Source organism: Kyrpidia spormannii (assembly GCF_002804065.1).
GTDB lineage: Bacteria > Bacillota > Bacilli > Kyrpidiales > Kyrpidiaceae > Kyrpidia > Kyrpidia spormannii.
The window spans coordinates 1,817,576-1,841,634 of record NZ_CP024955.1 but is presented as its reverse complement, the minus strand read 5'-3'; the positions used below and the strand labels follow the sequence as shown (position 1 = coordinate 1,841,634).

Genomic DNA, 24,059 nt, shown 5'->3' with positions numbered 1-24,059 from the left:
CGGCAATGGTCAAGAATATGGAATTCGTGCCTGCCGACGCGGAACAGGGATTGGGGGAACCCGAAGGTCGACGTCGTGTTCATCACCGACTTGGGATCACGAGCATTATTACGTCGTATTGCAACGATGCATGAAGCAAAGGGGGTCTTGACCCCTTTGGTTTTAGCGCTTATAATGTGCATATGCTCATAATAAATGATAAATGGAGGTGAAAAATGCCGAGGCCGAAAAAATGCCGACGGGTTGGGTTTGTTCCCCTTGCTTCGTTTTTTGCTCCAATGCCTGCGCCCGGGGACCAAGCGTCGGAACCGGGTGAAGTGACGCTCACCCTTGAAGAGGTGGAAGCCCTTCGCCTGGCGGACTGGGTACAGTTGGAACAAGGTGATGCGGCCGAGCAAATGGGGGTTTCCCGGGGGACGTTTCAGCGCATTGTGAAGGCGGCGAGGGAGAAGGTGGCGGATGCTCTCCTTCATGGAAAAGGGATTCGCATTCACGGTGGAAATTATGCCGTGATTTTACCCGGTGGTGGATCCGCCCGGGCTTGCGGGTGTGTCGACCAGCGGTCAGGGCCGGGACGCGGATTTTGTGGGCGGCCGCGCTGCCGAAGGTGCGGCGGTCACTATGGATTAAAAAAGGAGAGGCGAACGATGAGATTGGCGATCGCAACGGAAGGGGATCGAGTCGGCGGACATTTTGGCCAGACCCGGGCTTTTACGATTTGTGACATTGAAGGAGAATCGGTCAAGGAGCGGCGGGTGGTGGATACCGAAGGCCATCAGCACGGGGCATTGGTCGGATTTCTGGCCAAGCTGGGTGTGGATGCGGTGATCGTGGGGGGGCTCGGGGCCGGTGCGGTGAGCAAGCTGGCCCGGGAGTCCATCGAGGTCTATACCGGTGTTCGCGGGACGGTGGAGGAAGCTATACAAAAATACCTGCACCGGGAGTTGACGCCGGTGGATGTGGAGCAGGTCCTTGAAGGGACCGGCCCGCACGTCCATGGCATCCATCATCATCACGGCCATCACCATGACCATGGCGGGTGTGATTGCGAACACTGAGCGGGAGGGCGATGGGGCTCTTTTGCCGCATGGCGGCGGAAGGGCTTTTTTTATCGGGTGCCGCGGTGCACCAAAACTGGTATGATGGAGGAGTATGGCGGGGGCGACGGAGGACCTGATTTTATAAAATCGTGAGAGGAACTTGTTCATGTCTCATTCATCGATGTCTTATAGCTCCGTCCATCGCCGGCACAACTGGGCGGCGGTGGTGGCTGTGGTCGTCACCTTGGCATTTTGGTCGTCAGCTTTTGCGGGCATCCGGGCGGCGCTGCTCAGTGGCTATTCTCCCGGGCATGTGGTGCTGCTGCGCTTTCTCAGCGCTTCGGCGGTGTTTGTCGGATACGCGTTGGTCAGGGGCGTTCAGGTGCCGAGAGGCCGGGACTTGCTTGCGGTGGCGGCCTTGGGTTGGACGGGGATTTCGATTTATCATATCGCTCTGACTTTTGGTGAGCTGACGGTGGATGCGGGGACCGCGAGTTTACTCATCGCCGCCGCGCCCGCCTTTACGGCGGTGATCGCCGTGATCGCTTTGGGAGAGCGTTTGAACGGCATCGGCTGGCTGGGAGTGCTCGTCGGGTTTGGTGGGGTGGCCTTGATGACCGTGGGGTCGGGCGGAGGGCATCGGGTGACGGCAGGGGCTTGGCTGATCCTTCTGTCCGCCGTGGCCACGGCGATTTTTTTCGTGGGGCAAAAGCCGCTTTTTGCGCGCTATGGGGCGATCGATTTGACAGCGTGGTTCACCTGGTTCGGCACGCTGCCCATGCTGTGGTTTGCACCGGGGCTGCGGGAAGCGATGGCCCATGCCCCCGGGGCGGCCACGTGGGTGTGCGTGTACATTGGGGTGTTCCCGGCGGCGGTGGCCTACGTGGCCTGGGCGATCGCCTTAAAGTCTGCACCGGCAGGGCTGGTGGCCAGTTCACTGTATCTCAATCCGCTGCTCGCCATTCTCATCGGATGGGTGTGGTTGGGAGAGCTGCCCGGGGTGTGGAGCACCTTGGGTGGGGTGATTGCTGTGGCTGGGGTGGTGATGGTGAATGTCGCCGGGGCGGTGAGGCGGCAGCGGGTTCGGGCGGATGCCGGTTCGGCTCCGACTGCCGGATCGGGACAAGGTTGAGGGGGGGTTCGGCTCCGCCCGTGGACCCGGAATCGTAGGGATCGTTCAAAAAATTTCTTCAGACGGTTGTCTCAAAGGCCGGGTTATGGTATGGTGAAATCGATAGGGAACACATGTTTTCTGCCTGGGTTGTTCGATGCCTCTCCGTTGTTTGTGCCTGGGCCAGGAAATGGCGAAAGCGGGGGATTCCTGGGTGGATGAACAAACATTGCGCCGCATTCTCGGCGAGTTTGCGCAAGGGATCACGGCGGTACTGGAGAACACCAATAAGGAGATCTCGCGGGTTTACGTGGTGGTTGAGGGAATCGGGCAGCGCTTGGACCGCATTGAGGAGCGGTTAGACCAGGTGGAGGCTCGCTTGGATCGGGTGGAAGAGCGTTTAGACCGGGTGGAAGAGCGGTTGGATCGAATGGAGCATCGGTTGGACAGTATCGAGCGTCAACTTGGCTACGTTAAGGTCAAACTTTTTGAACACGATGAGGAAATTTTCTATCTCCGCGGCTCCAACGTGAAATAGGCCTGCGGCTCAAGTGATGTTCGTGGCCTCGGTGCGATACAATGGTGTCAGAACCACCCTGGAGGGACGAGGATGACCAAAGTGGACCGCGACCTGGTGGAGCAAGCCCGCAGTGCCGCAAGTCGCGCAAGGGCCGACTACTCCGGTTTTGCCGTCGGCGCCGCCGCGCTGGCGTCAGACGGTCGAGTGTTTATCGGGGCGAACATCGAACTTTCGGTGTACGGCTTGTCCATGTGCGCCGAACGAGTCGCCTTGTTCAAGGCGTACACCGAGGGGGCTGACGATATTGTTGCCCTGGCGGTGGCCGGATCCACTGTGCGCCCGATTTCGCCGTGTGGCGCGTGTCGCCAAGTGATATGGGAGCTGGCCCCGAACGCCAGAATTCTGCTCGCCAATCAAGACGGTTCCGAGGTGGCGAAGCATACGCCGGCGGATCTGTTGCCCAACGGTTTTTTTCTCGATACAGACCGCATACAGGATTGAAGAGTCAAGCTGGCGATCATACCGGTCCCAGGTAGCCCGGAACGGAGGGGTGCGTATGCATGTGCCCGATCTCATCCGCAGGAAGCGGGATGGCGAGGAGCTGACTGACGAAGAGATCGAGGAATTGGTCCGGGGGTATGTCCGGGGCGTTGTTCCGGATTACCAGATGGCCGCCTTCCTGATGGCGGTGTACTTTCAGGGCATGAATGAAAGGGAAACGGCGGCGCTGACCCGGGCGATGGTCCGGAGCGGCGGGGTTGTGGACCTGTCTTCGGTCCCTGGGGTGAAACTGGACAAGCACAGCACGGGTGGCGTCGCCGACACCACGACGCTCGTCTTGTTGCCCTTGGTGGCTTCGGCAGGCGTTGCCGTGGCCAAGATGTCCGGCCGGGGACTCGGTTACACCGGGGGTACGATCGATAAACTGGAGTCGGTCCCGGGCTTTCGCACCCACCTGTCTGCAGTTGAATTCGTCGCTCAGCTACGGCGAATCGGTCTTGCGCTCACGGCTCAGTCCCGGGAACTGACGCCGGCGGATCAACAGTTGTACGCCCTCAGGGACGTGACGGCGACGGTGGAATCGCCGGCCCTTATCGCCAGTTCCGTGATGAGCAAAAAGATCGCCGGAGGGGCGGACAAGATTGTCTTGGATGTGAAGGTCGGGAGGGGTGCCCTTTTGCCCGATGAACGAGGTGCCCGGGACCTGGCGGAACGGCTGGTGCGTCTGGGAGAGCGGATGGGTCGGGAAGTGACGGCCTTTCTCACCGACATGGATCAGCCTTTGGGATTGGCGATCGGCAATGCCCTTGAGGTGATCGAGGCGGTGGAAGTGCTGCAAGGAAAAGCTGGGGGCGAGTTGCGCGAACTGTCTGTGGCAATCGGGGCGGAGATGGTGCGGATGGCGGGTGTGGAAGTGGACGCGGCTGAGGCCCGGCGACTTCTTGAAGTGAAATTGGACCGGGGGGAAGCCCTGAAGATGTTTCGCCGCTGGATCGAAGCCCAGGGCGGAGACGGTCGGGTGGCGGAAGATCCCCGCCGCTTCCTTCCCAAGGCCGCCTATGTGCGGGTGGTGACGGCCGCGGCGGGCGGCTACATCCAGGATATCGATCCCAAACGGTTGGGACGCTTGGTGCAAAGTCTTGGTGCGGGACGCCGGCGAAAGGAAGATGTAGTGGATCTCTCCGTAGGTGTGGTGCTGGGCGGAAAAGTGGGGGACCGGCTTCAGGACGGGGAGCCTCTGGCAGTCATCCACGCCCGGTCTCGCCAGGATCTGGATCTTGCAGAGCGGGAGGTTCGTTCGGCGATCATCTTGTCTCGGGATCCTGTGCCCCGGCGTCCGGTGATTCTCGATCGCATCTGCCTTGGATCGTGATGGCCGAATCGAGGCCGCCTCTGGCCGGTCGCCTGCACACTTTTGTATACTGTCCGTAGGATAGAAAAATCCTCATTCCACGAGAGGTGACCATAGTGATCGAATTTTTGTCGGAAGATAGCGTGACGGTGTTTCAAGATCCGACGAAGAACTGGGAGATCACTCGGCGGACCACCCAGATCCGGAAAGACCCACTGACCGGGATTCGCACCCGGATTCTCGACTATCCGGTACATATGCCGCCGCCTCCAGATATGACGGAGCTGGCGGAACAGACAGCCCAAACTTGCCCCTTTTGTCGACCCCGAGTGATGGAAGTGACACCGAAGTACTTGCCCGAGGTGTCTCCGGAGGGGCGCTTCACCCGGGGGGAGTCGGTGTTGTTCCCCAATATTTTCCCCTATGATGAAAACAGCGCCGTTGCCGTATTTTCAAATCAACACTATGTCCGGATGTCGGAGTTGACCGCCGATTATCTCATGGACGGTTTTCTCACCGCGGGTGACTATGCCCGGGCCCTCAGCCGTGCCTACCCGGGAACCAAGCGATATTTCTCTCTGAACTGGAACTACATGCCTGTGGCCGGGGCTAGCATCATTCACCCGCATTATCAGATCGTTGCGGGACATGAGCCCACCAATTATCACGACACGCTCCTCAAGGCCAGCGCACAGTTTTACAAAACCCATCAAGTATCGTATTGGCCGAGCCTCGTGGCGGTGGAAAAAGAAAAGGGCGAACGCTACTTGGGTCGGAGGGGGAAAGTGGACTGGCTCATCGCCTATGCGCCCCGGGGGCTGATCGAAGTGGTGGGGGTCGCGGAAGACGCTGCTCAGGTCGAGGAACTCGTACCAGAGCGGTGGCGGGATTTGGCGGAAGGCCTGCAAACGGTGTTCGGATATTTTGCAGAAAAAGGATTCCCGGGCTTTAACTTGACGCTGTTCTCCGGCATGGAAGAAGACCGGGAGCATTACCGACTGCAGGTCCGGGTGGTGCCGAGGACCCTGTTGTCCGCTTTGGGGACCAATGAGGTGAACTATTTCAAGATGCTTCACGAGGAGTGTCTGACCATGATTCGCCCGGAAGAGGCGGCGGCGGAACTGAGGAAAGCTTTCGCGTAGCACGGATGGGTGGCGCCCGGGTCGGCCAATGGCCGGCCCCAGGCGCTCACGATCCGGTGCTCGTGTACACTTTGAGCCCCCGTCGCCACACGATGCCGGCGGTCACAAGAAGGACCAGCGCCACGAGGGGCGATATGAAGGGTAGGATTCCATAGCCCTGGGCCTTCCCCAGAAAGTATAAAGATGGGTAATAGTTCATGAAGGCAAAAGGGAGAAAGATGGTCACGATGGCCTGAAGGGGGCGGCCGAAGATATGAATCGGGTACTGTTGAACCACCCCGAAGCTGAACTGGGTGGCGGTGTTAACCAAAGGGGTCGAACGCCCGGTCCAAAACGCCGTAGAGGCCAGGAGCAGGATGAGCCCGAGCTCCACGGCGGCGGCACTGACGGCGACCACCAAAAACCACAGCCACGTTCCCCCACTCCAGTGCATCCCCAAGTGATGGTAGGCCAGGGCGATTCCCGTGGAAGACACCAAAACGTCCCCCAGACCGAGATAATGAACCTCCCGGCTGAGGAATTGAAGCAGCGGGGACACCGGGCGGAGGAGAAACTGGTCGAAAGTGCCTTCGATGATATAGGTTTCCAACTGACCCACATGGCGGAACAGGATAACCCGAAGTCCGTGGCCAATGAGCCAAAGGTTATATAAAAACAGGATGTCGTAAAATCCCCAGCCCCCGAGGCGGTCGAACCGTTTTAATAAGACCCAGGTGGTCCCCAGGGTCGCCCCGTTGAGGACGAAGACGCCGACGATCCCTACCCAAAGGTCAGCCCGGTATGCCACCCGGGAAAGGAAAGCCGCTCGGAGCATCGCTCTCCAAGCCCGCCCCAGCGCTGCGACCTCTCGAAACACTTGTGCCATGGACTCACTCACCTCCTTCATCCTCCCTGGATCACGACGTGGCGCTGCAAACGCCACCATGCCCAGAGGGCCGCGCCTCCCAGCACCAGGGCCCAAATCCCTTGGATGAGGATGGCCGTGGTCGCCGCCCAACCGTGCAACTGTCCGACGTAGATCGATTGGGGCGTTGCAAACATCGCCTGGAACGGCAGGGCGTATAGAAAGGGCTTGAGGGCTTCGGGATACATATAGATCGGAATCCACTGGCCGGAGAAAAATCGCACCATGGCCCAGTACGCGAACTGGAACCCGACCAGATCCAGGGTATAAAACGAGATCAGACCGAACAAAAAGTGCGCAAAGAACTGAACCACCGTGCTGAGCACCAGGCTGGTCAGGAACAAGGCCGCCTGGCCCGGCGTCTGCGGCACAGGAATGCGAAAAACAATGAGGGCGAAAAGGTATGGGATGGCTGCGTAGAGGGCCACGCGGATCGCCAAATCTCCGAAGGACTCCAAGGCCACCAAACGGACAAAAGAGATCGGTTTCATCAACTCCACGGCGATCATTCCGGTGCGCACCCGTTCGGCGATGCGAATGTGGGGTCCTTCGTCGAGGCTCAGAATTGCCCCAAGCAAAATCCCTACCACGGCGTATCCGAAAACCTGTTCGAATGACAGCACACCAAAGGCGGAGGGCTTTTCTTTGTACAGCAAGCTCCACACGGTGTACATCACATAAATCTGAAGCAGCCGGCTGAACACATCCACCCAAAAAGCGGTGCGGTACGCGGTCCATTTTAAGAACGCCTGACGGATAAACACGCCTGGCAGGGCGAGACTCTCTCTGGACATCCCGGTCACCCCGTCTCACGCCGGGGCCCACGATTGATCTCGGGACCGGCCCCGGCCTCGGCGCTCGCTCGGGGGCTTTGAGAGTCCATAGCCGCCGCGGCGACGGCCACCGACAGTTCTCCCTTTCGCATCTGTTCTCCTTGAAGGTAAATCGACCGGACAATGTCTTCGATGGGGACGTCTTCCACCAAGAGGTCTCGAACGGGCATCCGTTCGGCCACGGCGGCGATGAGATCTCCCACCGAGGTTTGGCGCGGATTGAAACGGAAGAGCACCCGGTGGGCATCCCATTCGATTCTCACAACTCCAAAGGCCCCCCGCCATTCGTCGTCAAACAGATCGAGCCAGCCGGGTCCACGGGTCGATCCAGTTACTTCCTCTGGATACACCGCCAAAGTGCGGTAACCCCCGAACTGCTCCCGCAGGGCTTCGGTCTCCCCGTCGTATAGCAGCGATCCCCGGTCGATGATGAGCACACGGGAACAGAGCTTTTCAATGTCCCCCATGTCGTGGGTGGTCAGGATGACCGTCACTTTCCGTTCCCGGTTGATGGTGCGAATGAAGGTGCGGAGCCTTTCTTTGGCGAGCACGTCCACCCCGATGGTGGGCTCATCCAAGAACAAAATCTGCGGGTCGTGAAGCAAGGCGGCGGCGAGGTCCGCCCGCATCCGCTGGCCGAGGCTGAGCTGGCGCACCGGAACCTGTTCAAACTCGTCTAAGGCCAAAAGTTCCCGAAACAATTCCATGTTTCTGTTCCACACTCCATCGGGCACTCCGTAGATCGCCCGGAGCGTTTTGAGGCTCTCAATGGTCGGAATATCCCACCAAAGCTGGGTCTTCTGCCCAAACAACACGCCGATTTGCCGGGCGTGTTTGCGGCGGTCCCGGGCGGGATGCAATCCTCCCACCGCGATTTCCCCGGAGGTGGGCATGAGAATGCCCGTGAGCATTTTGATCGTCGTGGACTTCCCGGCGCCGTTGGGGCCGAGAAAACCCACCAACTCGCCTTTTTCGATGGCAAAGCTCAGATCGTTCACCGCCCGGTGGATCGTGAACGCCGGTTGCACCAGCCGGCGCAACGTCTTGAACCGTCCTTGGGTCGGCGCCGGCCGGCGGAATTCCTTGACCAAGTGGCGGACTTCAATGAGCGCCACGCTCCCGCCTCCTCTCTCATCACCTCGGGACTCGATCCGCCCGCAGCCTTTCGGCCAAGGCGGGATCCGGGGGTACAAACACCGTTTTCTGGTGGTCGTACAGCACGAACCCCGGTCGGGCGCCGGTGGGCTTCCACACGTGTTTGACCAGGGTATAATCCACCGCCACAGTCCCCGCGTGCCGGGCCTTGCTGTAATACGCTGCCAAACGAGCGGCTTCCTCCAGGGTTTTCGGGGGAACTTCCCGGCTGCGAATCACCACATGGGAGCCGGGGATATTTTGGGCATGAAGCCATGTGTCCTGTTTGTGAGCGGTCTTTGTCGTCAATTCGTCATTCTGCCGGTTGTTTTTACCGACGAAAATATCGATGCCCTCGGAGGAGATAAAATGCATGGGACTTCCGGCCTGATCCCGTTTCTCCCGTGGCTTCGTCCCCCCGCGGCGCCGGGCCCGGAGAAATCCCTGTCCACGAAGTTCTTCCTGAATCTCTTCCAACTCTTGCTCATCTGCGTGCTCCAAGGCGACCAGAACCGATTCCAGGTACTCCGCGTCCCGACGGGCCTGTTCCAGATGGTCGGTCACCACCTCTCGGGTGCGCTTGAGCTTTTGGTAGCGCCGAAAGAACTGTTGAGCATTATCCGCCGGAGAAAGCCCGGGATCCAAGGGTACAGTGACGGTGCCGCCCGTTTCACTGTACGGGTCGGGCAGGGTCACTTCCCGGGCCCCCCGGGGCACCACGTGCAAATACGCGGTCACCAACTCTCCGTACCGCCGCCATTGATCGGCCTCTGCCGCCTCTTGCAACTGTTCATTCCAGCGGGCCATGCGATGTTCCAGGGCACTCAACGCCCCTCGAACGACCGTGGTCAAGGACTGGGCCAACCCCGAAGCCGACCTATCCATGCGATCCGCGTAGAAAGTCGCCACCGCGGCGTTCACCGTTTCAAAAGGGACCACACGCCCCCGCGATTCCCAATGATGCAGGTAAATCCCGGAGACCACCTTGGGGGTTCCGTTTCCGTCGTAGGCGATGCAAGGCGCGAATCGCCCCGCCGACACTTCTGCCGCGCTCTGGGAAATCGCCGCCCAGAGAGCTTGCGAGAAGGCTTCACGATTGTCCTCGGATGCCCGCTTTAGGGCCCGGTGCATCCACTCCTCGGCCGCCGCCGGCCCGATGCCTTGATACCGGCCCATCAAATCTTTCGCGGTCAAATTCGCCCCCTGGGAACCCACCCAGCGAAAAAATCCCTCCCAGGTCTCCTCCCGAGGGTCGATTTTATGTTGTTCCGGAGGCGGAATGTAGGGGCGGCCGGGCAGTACCACCCGATGTCGGCTTATCCCCGGGCTGACGCGAACAATCGCGTCCACCACCCGGCCCCGGGCCGGCCCTTCCTCTCCCCGGATTTCGTCATCTTCGTGAGCCACCAGGATGATATTGCTGTGGCGGCCCATGATCTCCACCACCACATCGTACCACTCGGGGTCGCCTAGGTCACTGCGACTCTCGACCCCGATCCGCACGATCCGCTCCATGCCCACCTGCCGGATGTACCGGACGCGCCCGCCTTCGAGGCGGCGCCGGGCAAGGGCCAGGAAAGGGGAGGGATCACCAGAGGACGGCGGGCGTTCGCCTTCCACTGTGTGGAGACGGGCCGCCCCGGCGTCAGCGCTGATCCGGAGGCGGATCGACCGCCTAGGCAGGCGTATGCGAATCTCTAAATCCCGATCCTCCGGTTGATAGAGGCGCTCGATGCGACCGTCTTCAAGAATCTGGATCTCAGTCATGATGCCCGCCAGGGTCAGACCGTCCACAGCCACCGCCATCTCCTCCTATCGATAACAGCACCAGTATAGGAATCTCTTCGGGCTGCCGTCAAATCCCCCCACCGTCATGGACGGACCTGACAAGGCATAGACATCGTCTAGTGGCAGACCTGGAGGACGGAAAAGGGGTGGCGATGTGGAAAAAGTCTATTGGCACACCGTGGACGGAGAAACGGCGCTGGCTCTGCTGGGGTCGTCGTCAGAGGGCCTGGATGAGGAGGAGGCTGGACGCCGCCTTCGAGAGTACGGGCCGAATCGAATTGAAGAAGGGAAAAAACTGTCGCCTTTGGGGATTTTCCTCAATCAATTTCGGGATTTCATGGTTTTGGTGCTTTTGGCGGCCACGCTGATTTCCGGGTTGCTCGGAGAATACACCGATGCGGTGGCCATCATCGCCATTATTATCGTCAATGGAATCCTGGGTTTTGTTCAGGAATTTCGGGCGGAAAAATCCCTGGCCTCCCTGCGGGAGCTCACGGCTCCCACGGCCCATGTGCTGAGGGGCGGGAAAAAGTGGATCATCCCTGCCGCCGACCTGGTGCCAGGGGATATCGTGTTTCTCGAAGCCGGGGACCGGGTGCCCGCCGATCTGCGGCTCTTGCAGGGTCAGGGCCTCGAGATCGAAGAGTCATCCCTGACCGGGGAATCGGTTCCGGTCCGAAAGACTTTCGGGCCCCTGGAGGAAGAACACTTGTCACTGGGCGATCGCAAGAACATGGCCTACATGGGCACCCTCGTTACCCGGGGCAAGGCCATGGCCGTTGTCATCGCCACCGGCATGCAGACGGAAATGGGGCTCATTGCCGATCTGATCCAGCAGTCTGAAGACACCCAAACGCCTCTGCAGCGCCGTCTCGACCAACTCGGAAAAATTCTCGTGTGGGTGGCGCTCGGTGTCACGGCTTTGGTAGTGGTCATTGGCATCTCCCGGGGACATGACGTATACAACATGTTTCTCGCCGGGGTGAGCCTTGCTGTAGCGGTGATTCCCGAAGGTCTCCCCGCCATCGTCACCATTGCCTTGGCCCTCGGGGTCCAGCGCATGATTCGGCGCCGGGCCATCGTGCGGCGACTCCCGGCCGTGGAGACGCTGGGGTGCGCCACGGTGATCTGTTCGGACAAAACCGGAACCCTCACCCAAAACAAGATGACCGTCCAGGGCCTGTGGGTCGGCGGTACCCGCCTGGCGGTGAGCGGAGTCGGGTACACGCCAGAAGGGAAGTTCTTTAAAGGTGAGCACGTGGTGAACCCAAAGACCCACCCGGATCTGAAGAAACTTTTGGAAATCGCCGTCCTATGCAATAATTCCGAGCTGATCGAGGAGCCCAAAGCGCCGGAGGGATGGACGATTCACGGGGATCCCACCGAAGGGGCGCTTCTGGTCCTCGCCGGCAAAGCGGACATTTGGAGCGATGTCCTTGCGGCAAAATACCAAAAAGTCCTGGAAAACCCCTTTGACTCGAATCGCAAAATGATGTCGGTGGTGGTCCGGCAGACCGGTGAGGAAGAATCTTACCTGCTGATGGCCAAAGGGGCCCCGGATGTCCTGTTGGACCGCTGTGATTTTATCTTGTGGAACGGTCGGGTGACGGCCCTGACAGCCGCCCATCGCAGGGAAATCCTCTCCATGAACGCAGAGATGGCGGGGACGGCGATGCGGAACTTGGCCTTTGCCTATCGGCCCCTTCAACAGGCTCAAGTGCGGCGGGAAGAGAATCAACAAGAGACGGAGATGGTGTTTGTCGGCCTGGCGGGCATGATTGATCCCCCGAGAGAAGAGGTTTTCCAGGCGATTCAGACCTGTCGCCGGGCGGGGATCCGGACGGTGATGATCACCGGCGACCATCAGGCCACCGCCGAAGCCATCGCCAGGCGCCTGGGCATCCTCCCGAAGAATGGGTTGACGGTCAGCGGGGCGGATCTTTACAATATGTCCGACAAGCAATTGGCGGAGCGCGCGGATCGGATCTATGTGTACGCCCGGGTTTCGCCCGAACACAAGTTGCGCATTGTGAAAGCCCTTCAAGCCCGGGGCCATGTGGTGGCGATGACCGGGGACGGGGTCAACGACGCCCCGGCGATCAAGGCGGCGGATATCGGTGTGGCCATGGGACGAGGGGGAACGGACGTCGCCAAGGAGGCTTCGTCGTTGATCCTCGCCGATGATAACTTCGCCACTATTGTAGCGGCGGTGGAGGAAGGCCGGGGGATTTACGACAATATCCGCAAGTTTGTCCGTTATCTTTTGTCTTGCAACGTCGGGGAGATCGTCACCTTGTTCACGGCGATGCTGGTGGGTCTGCCCCTCCCCTTGGTGCCGATCCAGATTCTGTGGGTGAATTTGGTGACCGACGGCCTCCCGGCCATTGCCCTCGGGGTGGATCCCCCGGAAGGAGATCTCATGGAACGGCCGCCCCGGGATGTGAAGGAGAGTATATTTGCCGGGGGGTTGGGTTTTAAAATTATTAGCCGCGGTTTGTTCATCGGCCTGGCGGCCTTAGCGGTGTTTTGGCTGGAGTGGCGGTCGGCCCCGGATGCTCTCTCGAAAGCGCAAACGATGGCTTTTTGTACCTTGGTGATGTCCCAGCTCGTTCACGTCTTCGACTGTCGCAGCGTGGATCAAGGTATTTTTTCGAGGAATATCTTTGGAAATCCGTGGTTGGTGGCGGCGGTGCTGTCCTCGGTGGCGCTCATGGTGCTGGTCCTGTACACGCCGGCCCTGCAACCGGTATTCCGGACGGTGCCCCTCGGAATTTCGGACTGGGTGACCATTCTGGTGGCGGCGGCGATTCCGACCTTTGCCCTGAACCTCCGCAGCCTGTCCCGACCCGCCCGCTCCCGGTTGAGCCCGAGCCGGGGATAGGAGGCTTCTCAGTTGAAATTTGTCAAGATGCATGGCCTTGGAAACGATTTTGTTGTGGTGGAAGGTCACGCCTTGCCGGTGGATCCGGGGGCCCTGGCTCGGAATTGGTGCGACCGCCATTTCGGCATTGGCGCGGATGGGTTGGTGTTTGTGCTTCCGTCGGACCGGGCAGATGTGCAGATGCGAATTTTTAATGCCGACGGGTCTGAAGCGGAACAGTGCGGCAATGCCGTGCGATGCGTGGGGAAGTACGCCTTTGAACGGGGTTTGGTCCGACGCCGGGATCTCGTGGTGGAAACGTTGGCCGGACTGCAGCGCATCGTGCTCGGAGTCAATGGTTCCCGGGTGGAAGAAGTCACCGTGGACATGGGCGAGCCGATTCTTGAGCCGGGCCGGATACCCGTGGCATTGGCCGAGGGCGGCACTCCCTCGGGGAGGGTGGAGGCGGCCGGGCGGGAATGGGCGTTTACGGCAGTGTCGATGGGTAATCCCCATGCGGTCATTTTCGTGGATGATGTGGAAGGCACGGATGTGCGAGGCGTGGGGTCGGAGGTCGAGACGAACCCCCTGTTCCCGAATCGAGTGAACGTGGAATTCGTCGAGACTCTGGGCCCTGGGGAGATTCGGCTGCGGGTGTGGGAGCGGGGATGTGGAGAAACCTTGGCTTGTGGGACCGGGGCCTGTGCCGCCGTGGTGGCCGGGGTGCTGGAAGGTCGATCCGGCCGGAAGGTTCAGGTGCATTTGCCCGGCGGCACGCTGAAGATCGAGTGGGCTGAGGATGGTCGGGTGTACATGACGGGGCCTGCGGTAGAGGTGTTTCGGGGGGAAATTGGACAGCCGGACTAAGGTGCCAAGATGGGTCGAAAAGTTCGCCGCACGGGGTCCGCGGATGTTGACCGCGGGCTTTTTTCATGGCGTTCCTTCCAAGTGAGGGGATCCCTATCGAAAAGCCTCCCGCTTCGCGTTCCTCGCAGGAGCCTGAGATCCGGTGGATCATAGCTGATGGATTTTGTCAAGGGCCGTATGCGTGCATAGCTTTGCAAAGCCGGCAGTGAGGTGGCCTGTTGTCTGTGGTTCCCAGGTTGAAGTAGAATGGAGTGTGAAAAAGGGGTGGCGATGTGCTGAAAAGCATGACCGGGTATGGACGGGGAACCGGCCATGGGGCCGGATACACGGTGGGAGTAGAGATTCGTTCGGTGAATCACCGATTTCGTGAGATCGCGATCCGTGGGCCCCGCGAGTGGCTCGCTCTGGAGGATGATTTCCGCCGGGCAGTGGCCCGAGAGATCTCCCGGGGCCGGGTTGACGTATACATATCCGCTTTACCGGACCCAACCGTGGGGGACCCGGCGATTCTCGACATCGCCCTCGCCCGGGCGGTGAAAAAAGCCGGAGATGCCCTGGCGGCGGACTTAGGCTTTCCCGACGGGATTAGCCTGCGGGATATTTTGGCGATACCGGGGGTGGTTCGCCCCCAGGAGGCGGCCGTCGATCCGGAGGTGGCCCGCCCGGTTGTGCAACGGGCCTTGGATGCCGCGCTAAGGATGCTGGCTGCAGCCCGGCGCCGGGAGGGTGAGCGGTTGGAAGAGGATGCCCGGCACCGCTTCTCCCATCTCAGCCGACTGGTGGAAGAGATCGGTCTGCTGGCCGCGGAGGTCCCCAAAGAGTATCGGCGGCGCTTGGAGGAGAAGATGCAAGAATGGAATCTCCCGGGGGTTGTGGATGCCGGACGGATTGCGGTGGAGGTGGCGATGCTGGCCGATCGAGCGAGCATAGAGGAGGAGATCGTCCGGCTCTCCAGTCACCTGGGTCAATTCGAAGCGGCCTTGGGCAGCCGAGAAGCTGTGGGGCGGCGGTTAGATTTTTTATTGCAAGAGATGTTTCGGGAGTTCAATACGATTGGGGCCAAAGCGGGTAGCGCAGAGATTGCCCTGCGGGTGGTGGACGCGAAAACGGTTCTCGAACAGTTGCGGGAACAGGTGCAGAACGTCGAGTGATCCCGATTCGTATGGCTGGGAGGAATGCGGAGTGAGTATTCGATTGATCAATATTGGGTTTGGCAATATCGTATCCGCCAACCGGATTGTATCCATCGTCAGCCCTGAGTCAGCCCCGATCAAGCGCATCATTCAGGAAGCCAGGGATCGGGGAATGCTGATTGACGCCACCTACGGCCGTCGAACCCGGGCGGTGATTATTACCGATAGCGACCATATCATTCTGTCTGCCGTGCAGCCGGAAACGGTGGCCCACCGTTTAGTGGCTAGGGATGCGGCGGCGGAAGAGGAGGAATAACGCCACGGCCATGGATCAGGGGAAGACGATGGATCGGCCCGAGGGACTCCTGGTCGTCCTGTCGGGTCCTTCGGGTGCGGGCAAGGGAACCGTCTGCACCGCATTGCGCGAACACCTGCCTGCGATGAAATATTCGGTATCGGTCACTACGCGGGCGCCCAGGCAAGGGGAGCAGGAAGGGGTTAACTATTTCTTCCGATCCCGGCAGGAATTCGAACGCATGATTCGGGATGGCGAATTACTGGAATGGGCCGAGGTGTACGGGAACTACTACGGCACGCCGCGGCAATACGTGGAAGACCAACTGCGGGCGGGGCTCGATGTGCTTTTAGAAATCGATATCCAGGGGGCTCGCAAGGTCAAGGAGCAGTTCCCCCGGGGGGTGTTTGTGTTTTTGCTCCCTCCTTCGGTACGGGAATTGAAAAATCGGATTCTTGGCCGGGGTTCGGAGACGGCCGAGAGTTTCCGGTTGCGCTTTGGGGCGGTTTCGGACGAAATTCGACAGTTGTGGGAGTATGATTACGTGGTCATTAACGACGAGGTTGAACTGGCCTGCCACCGCATCCAATCGATTATCGTCGCAGAACACCACAGCGTTCGGCGCAACCGGAAATTTTACGAATCGTGGATTGAAAGGGGGATTGCAGATGCTGTATCCATCCATCGATCAACTGATGACAAAGGTAGAAAGTAAATACGCCCTGGTGGTGGCGGCAGCCCGCCGTGCCAGGCGGCTCCAGGAAGGGGCGCGTTCTCTTGTGTCAGTTCCTTCCGGGAAAGTCGTCTCGGTGGCGTTGTTTGAGATCGCCGCGGATAAGGTAAAATGCGTGCTGTCCAAATAATGGGGCGAGGGAACAACCGATGGGGTTGTTCTTTTTTCTCGGGAGGGGAACAGGGTGAAAGACCGTGAGATCATCGTTGGGGTGACTGGAGGCATCGCCGCTTACAAGTCGGCAGCCCTGTGCAGTCGTCTCGTGAAATCCGGCGCCAGGGTTCACGTCATTCTAACCGAAGGGGCCGCGAAGTTCATCACACCCCTTACGTTCCAAAGCATTACGAAACACCCCGTGGCGGTGGACGTATTCGACGAGACGGATCCTTCGGTGATCCAGCACATTCACCTGGCGGATTTAGCGGATGTGTTCGTGGTGGCGCCGGCAACAGCGGACATTCTCGCAAAAGCCGCTTGGGGGCTGGCGGATGACATGCTGTCCACCACGCTGCTCGCCACGAGGTCTCCGGTCATCTTCGCCCCGGCGATGAACGTTCACATGTTTGGCCACCCTGCTGTCCAAGAAAATATCGCCCGTCTCCGGGCCCGGGGCTGTGTCATCGTCGACCCTGGGGAGGGCCCTCTGGCCTGTGGGTATACCGGGAAGGGCCGCATGGCGGAACCCGATGAGATCGTCGAAGTCGTGGAGGCCGTTTTAAACCGCCGCCGGGACTTTGCGGACGTCCGCGTGTTGGTGACTGCCGGTGCCACTTGGGAGCCCTTTGATCCCGTCCGGATACTGTCCAACCGCTCCACCGGCAAAATGGGCTATGCCGTGGCGGAAGCGGCCCGGGATCGGGGGGCAACCGTGACCCTAGTGGCAGGGCCGGGAGAGCTCCGCTCCCCGGAGGGGGTTCGCCTCATCCGGGTCGAGACGGCCCTGGAGATGCGGGACGCTGTTCTTGCAAACCTTCCGATGCATGATGTTTTAATCAAGGCCGCGGCGGTGTCAGATTATCGGCCGGCGGTGGTTCATCCCTCGAAGGTCAAAAAGACGGAAGGGCCACTCACCGTGGAGTTGGTCCGCAACCCGGATATCCTGATGGAAGTATCCAGGCACCGTCGACCGGATCAGGTGATCGTCGGTTTTGCCGCGGAAACGGAAGATGTAGAGAAAAACGCTCTGGAAAAGTTAAGACGCAAGAACCTCGACTACATCGTCGCCAATGATGTCTCCATGGCCGGGGCGGGGTTTGCCGTCGATACGAATATTGTGACGATCTACGGCCGGGACGGTACCGCTTTGGCGCTTCCTCCGCTGTCGAAACGGGAGGTGGCAGATCGCCTCTTGGACGTGATTCGGGACACCCGGGGCAAGGTGGGGGCAGGATCGTGATTGCCGTTGAAGTGTTGACAGAACTCCGGGCCCAGGCGGTGGACCGGACGTTTACGTACCGGGTGCCTGAATCCCTGAAGTCTTGGGCGCTTCCGGGTGCCCGGGTGTTGGTCCCCTTCGGGCGGCGGTCGGTGATGGGAATTATCGTGGAGCGGACCGATCCGCAGCTCGCGGAGTCCCTGTCCGGACTCAAGCCGATCCGGGACGTGCTGGACACGGAACCGGTGGTGCCCCGGGATCTTCTCGAACTCGCCGAGTGGCTTTCTGAACGGTATCTATGTACTCGATCCGCGGCCTTCCGCACGGTGTTGCCGCCCGGGGCCTTTGGAAAGGTGAACCGGTATTACGAACCGGGACCCGGAGCCGGAGAGGCGGCCCATATCGCCGGAGTTGGCGGTGGGGTGATGGGTCGTTTGGCCCGCAGGCCCCTGTCCAGGGAGCAGCTCTTGGCAGCCTTGGGCGGTGACCTGGGCACCCTGAGAACGGGGCTTGCCAGGGGATGGTGGGTGGAACGGACCGAGGGCCAAGTGGTCGGACCGAAAACGGTCCAGGTGGCCGTCCCTGTCTTGGATAAGAAATCCCTCCAAGAGGCCGCTGAGAGGATGCGCGGTCGGGCGCCTCGGCAAGCAGAGCTTTTGACTTGGTGGCTCTCCCGGGATCTCGACCCACTCCCCGTCGGGGAGATGGCCCGGTTGTCCGGTGTCAGCCGGGAGGCGGTGAGCGGACTGGTCAAGCGCGGCTTGGTGCAGTTGGAGTCCCGGGCGATCCGGAGGGACCCGGGATCGGGCCGGGGCCCGGGGTGGGATACCGGGGAGAGGCCGGAGTTGAATGAAGATCAGCGCCGGGCCTTGGCAGCGATTGTGACCCAGATGGAGGCGCCGGACCATAGGCCGGTGTTATTGTACGGGGTGACGGGCAGCGGGAAGACCGAGGTGTACCTTCGGGCGATGGAAGAGGCGCTTCGCCGGGGGCGCCGGGCGATCGTGTTGGTGCCGGAGATCGCTTTGACCCCACAGACCGTGGCGCGGTTCCGGGGTCGATTCGGGGAGCAGGTGGCGGTTTTGCACAGTCGTTTGTCTCCGGGGGAGCGTCACGACGAGTGGATGCGGCTCCGGCGCGGGGAGGCGTCCGTGGCCGTCGGGGCGCGGTCGGCGATTTTTGCTCCGGTGGACCACCTGGGTCTGGTCGTCATGGACGAAGAGCACGAGGTGTCGTATAAACAAGAGGAGTCCCCCCGTTATGTGACCCGGGAGGTGGCCTGGAAGCGGGCGGCCCAGCACGGAGCCGTGTTGGTGCTGGGCAGTGCTACGCCATCCCTGGAGGCGATTCATTTAGTGGAACGGGGACGAGCCGTGTCGACCTCGTTGAAAGAACGGGTGGGCGGGCGCCCCCTCCCGGAGTGCGTGGTGGTGGACATGCGCCGGGAACTTCGGGAGGGGAATCGCTCGATGTTTAGCCGTCGACTCCAGCGGGAGATGGCGGAACGGCTGGACCGGGGCGAGCAGGCGGTTATCCTTATGAACCGCCGGGGCTACAGCACGTTCGTGTTGTGCCGGGCTTGTGGTCACGTCATGCGCTGTCCCCACTGCGATATCTCTTTGACGTACCACCGGTCCGGGGAAGATTTGCGGTGCCACTACTGTGGGTATACCACTCCCTACGTGGAGACGTGCCCCAACTGCGGGTCGCCGTACATCCGGTATTTTGGCACTGGGACCCAAAGGGTGGAGGAAGAACTGCGGCATCTCTTTCCCACGGCCGAAATTGTCCGAATGGATGTGGACACGACCCGGCGCAAAGGGGCCCATGAAGAGCTCTTGGGCCGTTTCGCCCGGGGAGAGGCGAACATACTCCTCGGGACGCAAATGATCGCCAAAGGTCTCGATTTTCCCAATGTTGGACTGGTGGGCGTCATTTCTGCCGATACGTCCCTGCATGTGCCCGATTTTCGTGCAGCGGAACGCACCTATCAACTGCTCGTCCAGGTGGCGGGGCGGTCCGGCCGGGGGGACACTCCGGGGATCACGGTCATCCAAACCTACAATCCGGACCATTACGCCATCCGGGCGGCGGCGGACCAACAGCCCCGGGTGTTCTACCTCCGAGAGCTGGCCGGCCGGCGCGCCGGGGATTACCCCCCTTTCTCGGAGCTCGCGGTTTGGCGGACAGGACACCCCGAGGCCGATCGAGCGGCCCGGGCGGCGGGCAGCATCGAACGCCGGCTGAAAGAAGTCATGCCCCCCGGGGCGGGTCGGGTGCTTCGGGCTGGCCCGGCCCCTCTGGGACGCCTGCGGGGTTTGTACCGCCACCAGGTGGTGGTGAAATATCGCCAATGGTCGGACGTGGCGGAGGCGTTTCGAGAAGTGTGGCGGGAATCGGCGGGACTGTGCGATCCCGAAGGATCGGTAAGCGTGGACGTGGCGGCCCAGATGTTGTTGTAGCGGTCTTGTAGCGGGGGCGCATCCCGGTTGGGGTCGCGCCGTTAAAGGAGTGAGTTTCAGTGGCGATACGAATCATCCGTTTGCAAGGGGATCCGATACTGCGAGAAAAGGCCAAACCGGTCAGCAAGGTCACCCCGAACATTCAGCGGCTGATCGACGACATGGCGGACACGATGTACGATGCCGAAGGAATCGGCCTGGCGGCTCCCCAAGTGGGAATTCTGAAGCGGGTCATCGTCGCAGATATTGGCGAGGGCCTGCTCGGGTTGGTGAATCCGGAGGTCGTATTAGAGGAAGGCGAACAGACCGGGCCAGAGGGTTGCTTGAGTATCCCCGGCGTCCAGGCGGATGTCACCCGGGCTCATCATGTGATCGTGCGGGCCCAGGATCGGAACGGGGAACCCCTCGTGGTGGACGCCGAGGGACTCCTGGCCCGCTGTTTGCTCCACGAAATCGACCACCTAGACGGGATTCTTTTTCTCGACCGGGTGACCGATCCGCGTTCCATCCGGAGGGTCGAAACGTGACCAACGTATTGTTCATGGGCACGCCGGAGTTTGCCGTTCCCTCCCTGAGGGCGTTGGTCAAGGCGGGGTGGAACGTGGGGGCGGTGGTGACCCGCCCAGACCGCCCGGTGGGGCGCCGTCAGGTCCCGTCGCCGCCGGCGGTCAAGCGCGCCGCCGAGGAACTGGGTCTCCCCGTTTGGCAACCCGAACGGGTGAAAGACGAGGAGTTTTTAAGGCGGGTTCGGGACCTGGCCCCAGAGGTGGCGGTGACCGCCGCCTATGGGCGGATCCTTCCTCAAGAACTGCTCGACCTGCCACCCCGGGGATGTTTGAACATCCACGCGTCCCTGTTGCCCAAATACCGCGGGGCTGCGCCGATACAGCGGTGCTTGATGGACGGACAGGACCGGACGGGCATCACCATCATGAAAATGGTACAAGCTTTGGACGCGGGGCCGATTGTCGATCAGGTAGAACTGGCGGTGGGCGAGGAGGATGACGCCGGCACGTTGACCGAGCGCCTGGCCGACTTGGGGGCGCGGCTCCTGGTGGACGTGCTGCCGAGATGGTTGGCCGGGGAAATCGAACCCCGGGAACAGGACGAATCTTTGGCCACCTATGCACCTCCCCTTTGCCGGGAGGACGAGAAGATCGACTGGTCGCAAGCGGCCCTGGCGATCCACAACCGAATTCGGGCTCTGCGCCCGTGGTCGGGTGGTTATACCCTCCACCGGGGCAAGGTGTTGAAAATTTGGCGGACGACCGTTGAGGCGCGGACCGGGGGTTTCGGCACACCCGGTGAGATCCTAGCTGTGGACCGGAGCGGAGTGTTGGTGGCAGCAGGGGCGGGAGCCCTGTGGCTGCACCAGGTTCAGCCCGAAGGCAAGAATCGGATGGAGGCGGAAGCGTGGGCGCGGGGAAGGCGCATCGAAACTGGGGAGTCCCTGGGGACGTGAGCCCGGATGCCCGGGCGACGAATTCTGTGGGAGACCTGCAGCGCCGGGTTTCGGGAAGGGCAGGGGCAGTATCACCCGCCCGGCGGGGGGCTTTTGAAGTCCTGCTTCTTGTGGAAGAGCGGCGGGCCTACAGCCACATCGCTTTAAGGCAGGTGTTAAACCGCCTGGGTGCGGACCGGAGGGACAGCGCCCTGGCTACGGAGATTGTTCAGGGCACGTTGCGGTGGCAGCAATGGTTAGATGAACAGATCAATGCCAAGTCCCGAATCCCCATTACTCGCCTTGATGCCGTCGTCCGGGTCACGCTGCGAATGGCGGTCTATCAGTTATATAAACTGCGCCACTGTGCCCCTCACGCCGTGGTGCACGATGCAGTCGAATTGGTCAAAGGCACTCAGCCCCGGGCCGCGAGTTATGTGAACGGTGTGTTGCGAGCCTTGGAGCGCCAACAGGAAACGCCTCCCCAACCCCGGGCCGCAGAATCCTGGGAAGATCCTGGGAACCCGGAAGAGTTGGCTCGGCGCACCTCCCATCCGACGTGGATGGTGGAACGCTGGTGGTCGTGGCTCGGCCCAGAAGCGACGATCGCCCTTTGTCAAAGCAACAACGAACCGCCGCCTCTCGCCCTTCGGGTAAACCTTTGGCGCTCATCCGTCGCTGAGGTTATGGAGTCGGTCAGGGAAGCAGGGGGGGAAGGGCGGCCGTCGCCGGTGATCCCCGGAGTCCTGCGGGTCAGCGGGGTGGACGTTTCCCGTCTGTCCACCTTTCAGTCCGGTGCTTGCAGCGTGCAGGATGAGAGCGCCACCCTGGCCGCCTGGACATTGCAACCCGAGCCCGGGGGGGAGGTTCTGGACCTGTGTGCCGCCCCCGGGGGAAAATCTGCGCATCTAGCCGAGTGGATGAAGGGCACCGGGCGGGTTACCGCAGTGGATATCCATCCTCATAAAATCCCATTGATCGAGCAGACCGCACGACGCCTGGGATTGCCAAACGTTCATCCGGTGTGTGCCGATGGGAGAGATGCCCCGTCCCTCGGGATTTTTGACGCCGCCTTGGTGGATGCTCCCTGTAGCGGCCTCGGGGTTTTGCGACGGCGGCCGGAGTTAAAATGGCGCCGGCGCCCCGAAGACATTCAGGACCTGGTCAAACTGCAGGGTGAGTTGCTGGCGGCCGCAGCCAGGGCCGTGCGGCCGGACGGAATATTGGTCTACGCGACCTGCACCGTCTGTGAAGCAGAAAATGATGGGGTCGTGGAGGCTTTTCTGGCAGGGCCCGAGGGACGGGACTTTGATCTCGAAGACCCGGCAGCCCTCTGGCCGGACGCCCTCGGCCAAATGACGCTTTCCACTCGGTTTGGTCGCCAGATTCTTCCGTTTCATTTTGGAGGGGACGGTTTCTATTATGCTCGACTCCGCCGAAAACCCTCGGGGGCACAAAGGGGGATCCGCCGTGACTGAACAGAACACCCAGAGCAAAGGCCGAGAGCCGTGGATTCACTTGTATGGTCTGACGCTGGCTGAGCTCCGGACGTGGCTTGAAGAACAGGGTGAGCCGGGGTACCGGGCCGCGCAACTGTTCGATTGGATGTATAAAAAGCGCGTGACGAGCGTGGATGCGATGACCAATCTACCCAAGGCCCTGCGAAATGTGATTCGGGAGAGGGCCCGGCTCGTGACCATGGAGGAACTGACCCGTCAGGTGTCGAAAAAGGATGGGACGACAAAATTCCTCTTTCGCCTATTCGACGGGGCGACGGTGGAAACGGTGCTCATGCGCCATTCTTATGGCAATAGCGTGTGTGTTTCCTCTCAGGTAGGCTGTCATATGGGTTGTCAGTTCTGCGCATCGACTTTGGGCGGGCTGGTTCGGAACTTGGAAGCCGGGGAGATGGTGGAACAGGTTCTCGCGTGCCAGCGCATGCTCGATCAGGAGGGGCAGCGGGTCTCCTCCGTGGTGGTGATGGGGTCGGGAGAACCTCTGGAGAATTATGGGGCCACCCTTCGCTTTATCCGTTTGATCACCGCCGATGAGGGACTGCGCATCGGGCAGCGACATATTACCGTCTCCACGAGTGGCATGGTGCCCGCCATCCGGAAGTTGGCGGAGGAGCGCCTTCAGATCACTTTGGCGGTATCGCTGCACGCCCCGAATGACGAGGTGCGCAGTCGCCTGATGCCCATCAACCGCGCCTACCCCATCGCCGTCTTGTTGGAGGCCTGCCGGGAGTATTGGGAAAAGACCGGGAGACGCCTGACCTTTGAGTATGCCCTCATCGGTGGAATCAACGATCGACTGGATCAGGCGGATGAATTGGCGGATCGGCTCAGGGGTTTGCCGTGTCATGTGAACCTCATTCCGGTCAATTACGTACCGGAGCGCCGGTTCGACCGGACCCCGCGCCGGCAGGTGGAAGCGTTTCGCGAGCGGTTGGAGCGGCACGGGATTTCTTGCACCGTGCGCCGAGAGATGGGTGCGGATATCGCGGCGGCCTGTGGGCAGTTGCGGGCGGGTTATGAGTTGACGGAGGCGTAGGGGAAAGCGGGAAGAG

22 protein-coding genes are annotated in these 24,059 nt (G+C 61.0%); 18 read left to right on the top strand and 4 right to left on the bottom strand.

Features of this window, described 5'->3' with window-relative positions:
• Window positions 1–215 precede the first annotated feature (215 nt).
• The 6 genes from CVV65_RS09385 (at window position 216) to CVV65_RS09360 (ending at window position 5,665) form a co-directional block, all read left to right on the top strand.
• Window positions 216–1,058 carry a DUF134 domain-containing protein gene (locus tag CVV65_RS09385; RefSeq protein ID WP_100667907.1) on the top strand — a complete coding sequence of 281 codons (843 nt, stop codon included), beginning with the start codon at window positions 216–218 and terminating at the stop codon, window positions 1,056–1,058.
• A gap of 148 nt (window positions 1,059–1,206) precedes the next feature.
• Window positions 1,207–2,172 (top strand): DMT family transporter, encoded by a 966-nt coding sequence (locus tag CVV65_RS09380; protein WP_100667906.1) that lies wholly within the window; start codon window positions 1,207–1,209, stop codon window positions 2,170–2,172.
• Window positions 2,173–2,365: 193 nt separating this feature from the next.
• Window positions 2,366–2,689: a hemolysin XhlA family protein gene (locus CVV65_RS09375; protein ID WP_133121271.1), complete on the top strand. Its 324-nt coding sequence runs from the start codon at window positions 2,366–2,368 to the stop codon at window positions 2,687–2,689.
• A gap of 72 nt (window positions 2,690–2,761) precedes the next feature.
• Entirely contained in the window at window positions 2,762–3,172 is a 411-nt protein-coding gene (cdd, locus tag CVV65_RS09370) for a cytidine deaminase (RefSeq protein ID WP_100667904.1), read from the top strand.
• Between the two features lie 55 nt (window positions 3,173–3,227).
• A complete protein-coding gene (locus CVV65_RS09365; protein ID WP_100667903.1) occupies window positions 3,228–4,544 on the top strand; it encodes a thymidine phosphorylase in 1,317 nt (438 codons plus the stop codon).
• A 95-nt stretch (window positions 4,545–4,639) separates the two neighbouring features.
• Complete coding sequence (locus CVV65_RS09360) at window positions 4,640–5,665, top strand: hypothetical protein (RefSeq protein WP_100667902.1); 1,026 nt, start codon at window positions 4,640–4,642, stop codon at window positions 5,663–5,665.
• Window positions 5,666–5,711: 46 nt separating this feature from the next.
• Here CVV65_RS09360 and CVV65_RS09355 read toward each other — a convergent pair whose 3' ends face one another.
• From CVV65_RS09355 to CVV65_RS09340, 4 genes are read right to left on the bottom strand one after another with little or no spacing between them, the layout of a single operon-like run.
• Entirely contained in the window at window positions 5,712–6,542 is an 831-nt protein-coding gene (locus tag CVV65_RS09355) for an ABC transporter permease (protein ID WP_232796572.1), read from the bottom strand.
• Between the two features lie 5 nt (window positions 6,543–6,547).
• Window positions 6,548–7,363 (bottom strand): ABC transporter permease, encoded by an 816-nt coding sequence (locus CVV65_RS09350; protein ID WP_100667900.1) that lies wholly within the window; start codon window positions 7,361–7,363, stop codon window positions 6,548–6,550.
• 5 nt (window positions 7,364–7,368) lie between these two features.
• Complete coding sequence (locus tag CVV65_RS09345) at window positions 7,369–8,517, bottom strand: ABC transporter ATP-binding protein (protein ID WP_100667899.1); 1,149 nt, start codon at window positions 8,515–8,517, stop codon at window positions 7,369–7,371.
• Window positions 8,518–8,536: 19 nt separating this feature from the next.
• Window positions 8,537–10,336: an Rqc2 family fibronectin-binding protein gene (locus CVV65_RS09340; RefSeq protein WP_198591985.1), complete on the bottom strand. Its 1,800-nt coding sequence runs from the start codon at window positions 10,334–10,336 to the stop codon at window positions 8,537–8,539.
• Window positions 10,337–10,478: 142 nt separating this feature from the next.
• On the opposite strand from CVV65_RS09340, the gene CVV65_RS09335 reads away from it, so the two are divergent.
• The 12 genes from CVV65_RS09335 (at window position 10,479) to rlmN (ending at window position 24,043) form a co-directional block, all read left to right on the top strand.
• Complete coding sequence (locus CVV65_RS09335) at window positions 10,479–13,205, top strand: calcium-translocating P-type ATPase, SERCA-type (RefSeq protein ID WP_100667897.1); 2,727 nt, start codon at window positions 10,479–10,481, stop codon at window positions 13,203–13,205.
• A 12-nt stretch (window positions 13,206–13,217) separates the two neighbouring features.
• Window positions 13,218–14,051 carry a diaminopimelate epimerase gene (gene dapF / locus CVV65_RS09330; protein WP_100667896.1) on the top strand — a complete coding sequence of 278 codons (834 nt, stop codon included), beginning with the start codon at window positions 13,218–13,220 and terminating at the stop codon, window positions 14,049–14,051.
• Window positions 14,052–14,323: 272 nt separating this feature from the next.
• Window positions 14,324–15,202, top strand: coding sequence for a YicC/YloC family endoribonuclease (locus CVV65_RS09325; RefSeq protein ID WP_100667895.1), 879 nt, complete (start codon window positions 14,324–14,326; stop codon window positions 15,200–15,202).
• Window positions 15,203–15,233: 31 nt separating this feature from the next.
• Window positions 15,234–15,500 (top strand): extracellular matrix/biofilm regulator RemA, encoded by a 267-nt coding sequence (gene remA / locus CVV65_RS09320; RefSeq protein ID WP_100667894.1) that lies wholly within the window; start codon window positions 15,234–15,236, stop codon window positions 15,498–15,500.
• A 10-nt stretch (window positions 15,501–15,510) separates the two neighbouring features.
• Window positions 15,511–16,194, top strand: a complete 684-nt coding sequence (gene gmk, locus CVV65_RS09315; protein WP_100667893.1) for a guanylate kinase — start codon at window positions 15,511–15,513, stop codon at window positions 16,192–16,194.
• The gene (gene rpoZ / locus CVV65_RS09310) at window positions 16,148–16,342 is read left to right on the top strand and encodes a DNA-directed RNA polymerase subunit omega (protein ID WP_013075420.1); all 195 of its coding nucleotides are present in this window, start codon (window positions 16,148–16,150) and stop codon (window positions 16,340–16,342) included. The genes gmk and rpoZ overlap by 47 nt, the downstream gene beginning before the upstream one ends.
• Window positions 16,343–16,396: 54 nt before the next feature.
• Window positions 16,397–17,608 carry a bifunctional phosphopantothenoylcysteine decarboxylase/phosphopantothenate--cysteine ligase CoaBC gene (gene coaBC / locus CVV65_RS09305; RefSeq protein WP_100667892.1) on the top strand — a complete coding sequence of 404 codons (1,212 nt, stop codon included), beginning with the start codon at window positions 16,397–16,399 and terminating at the stop codon, window positions 17,606–17,608.
• On the top strand, window positions 17,605–20,049 hold the full coding sequence (gene priA, locus CVV65_RS09300; protein ID WP_157935456.1) for a primosomal protein N': 2,445 nt from the start codon (window positions 17,605–17,607) through the stop codon (window positions 20,047–20,049). Before coaBC ends, priA begins: the two co-directional genes overlap by 4 nt.
• A 59-nt stretch (window positions 20,050–20,108) precedes the next feature.
• A complete protein-coding gene (def, locus tag CVV65_RS09295; RefSeq protein ID WP_100667890.1) occupies window positions 20,109–20,576 on the top strand; it encodes a peptide deformylase in 468 nt (155 codons plus the stop codon).
• Window positions 20,573–21,511: a methionyl-tRNA formyltransferase gene (gene fmt / locus CVV65_RS09290; RefSeq protein WP_232796571.1), complete on the top strand. Its 939-nt coding sequence runs from the start codon at window positions 20,573–20,575 to the stop codon at window positions 21,509–21,511. Before def ends, fmt begins: the two co-directional genes overlap by 4 nt.
• Window positions 21,463–22,968, top strand: coding sequence for a 16S rRNA (cytosine(967)-C(5))-methyltransferase RsmB (gene rsmB, locus CVV65_RS09285; RefSeq protein WP_157935455.1), 1,506 nt, complete (start codon window positions 21,463–21,465; stop codon window positions 22,966–22,968). Before fmt ends, rsmB begins: the two co-directional genes overlap by 49 nt.
• Window positions 22,961–24,043 carry a dual-specificity RNA methyltransferase RlmN gene (rlmN, locus tag CVV65_RS09280; RefSeq protein WP_100667888.1) on the top strand — a complete coding sequence of 361 codons (1,083 nt, stop codon included), beginning with the start codon at window positions 22,961–22,963 and terminating at the stop codon, window positions 24,041–24,043. Before rsmB ends, rlmN begins: the two co-directional genes overlap by 8 nt.
• The last annotated feature ends 16 nt before the right edge of the window (window positions 24,044–24,059 follow it).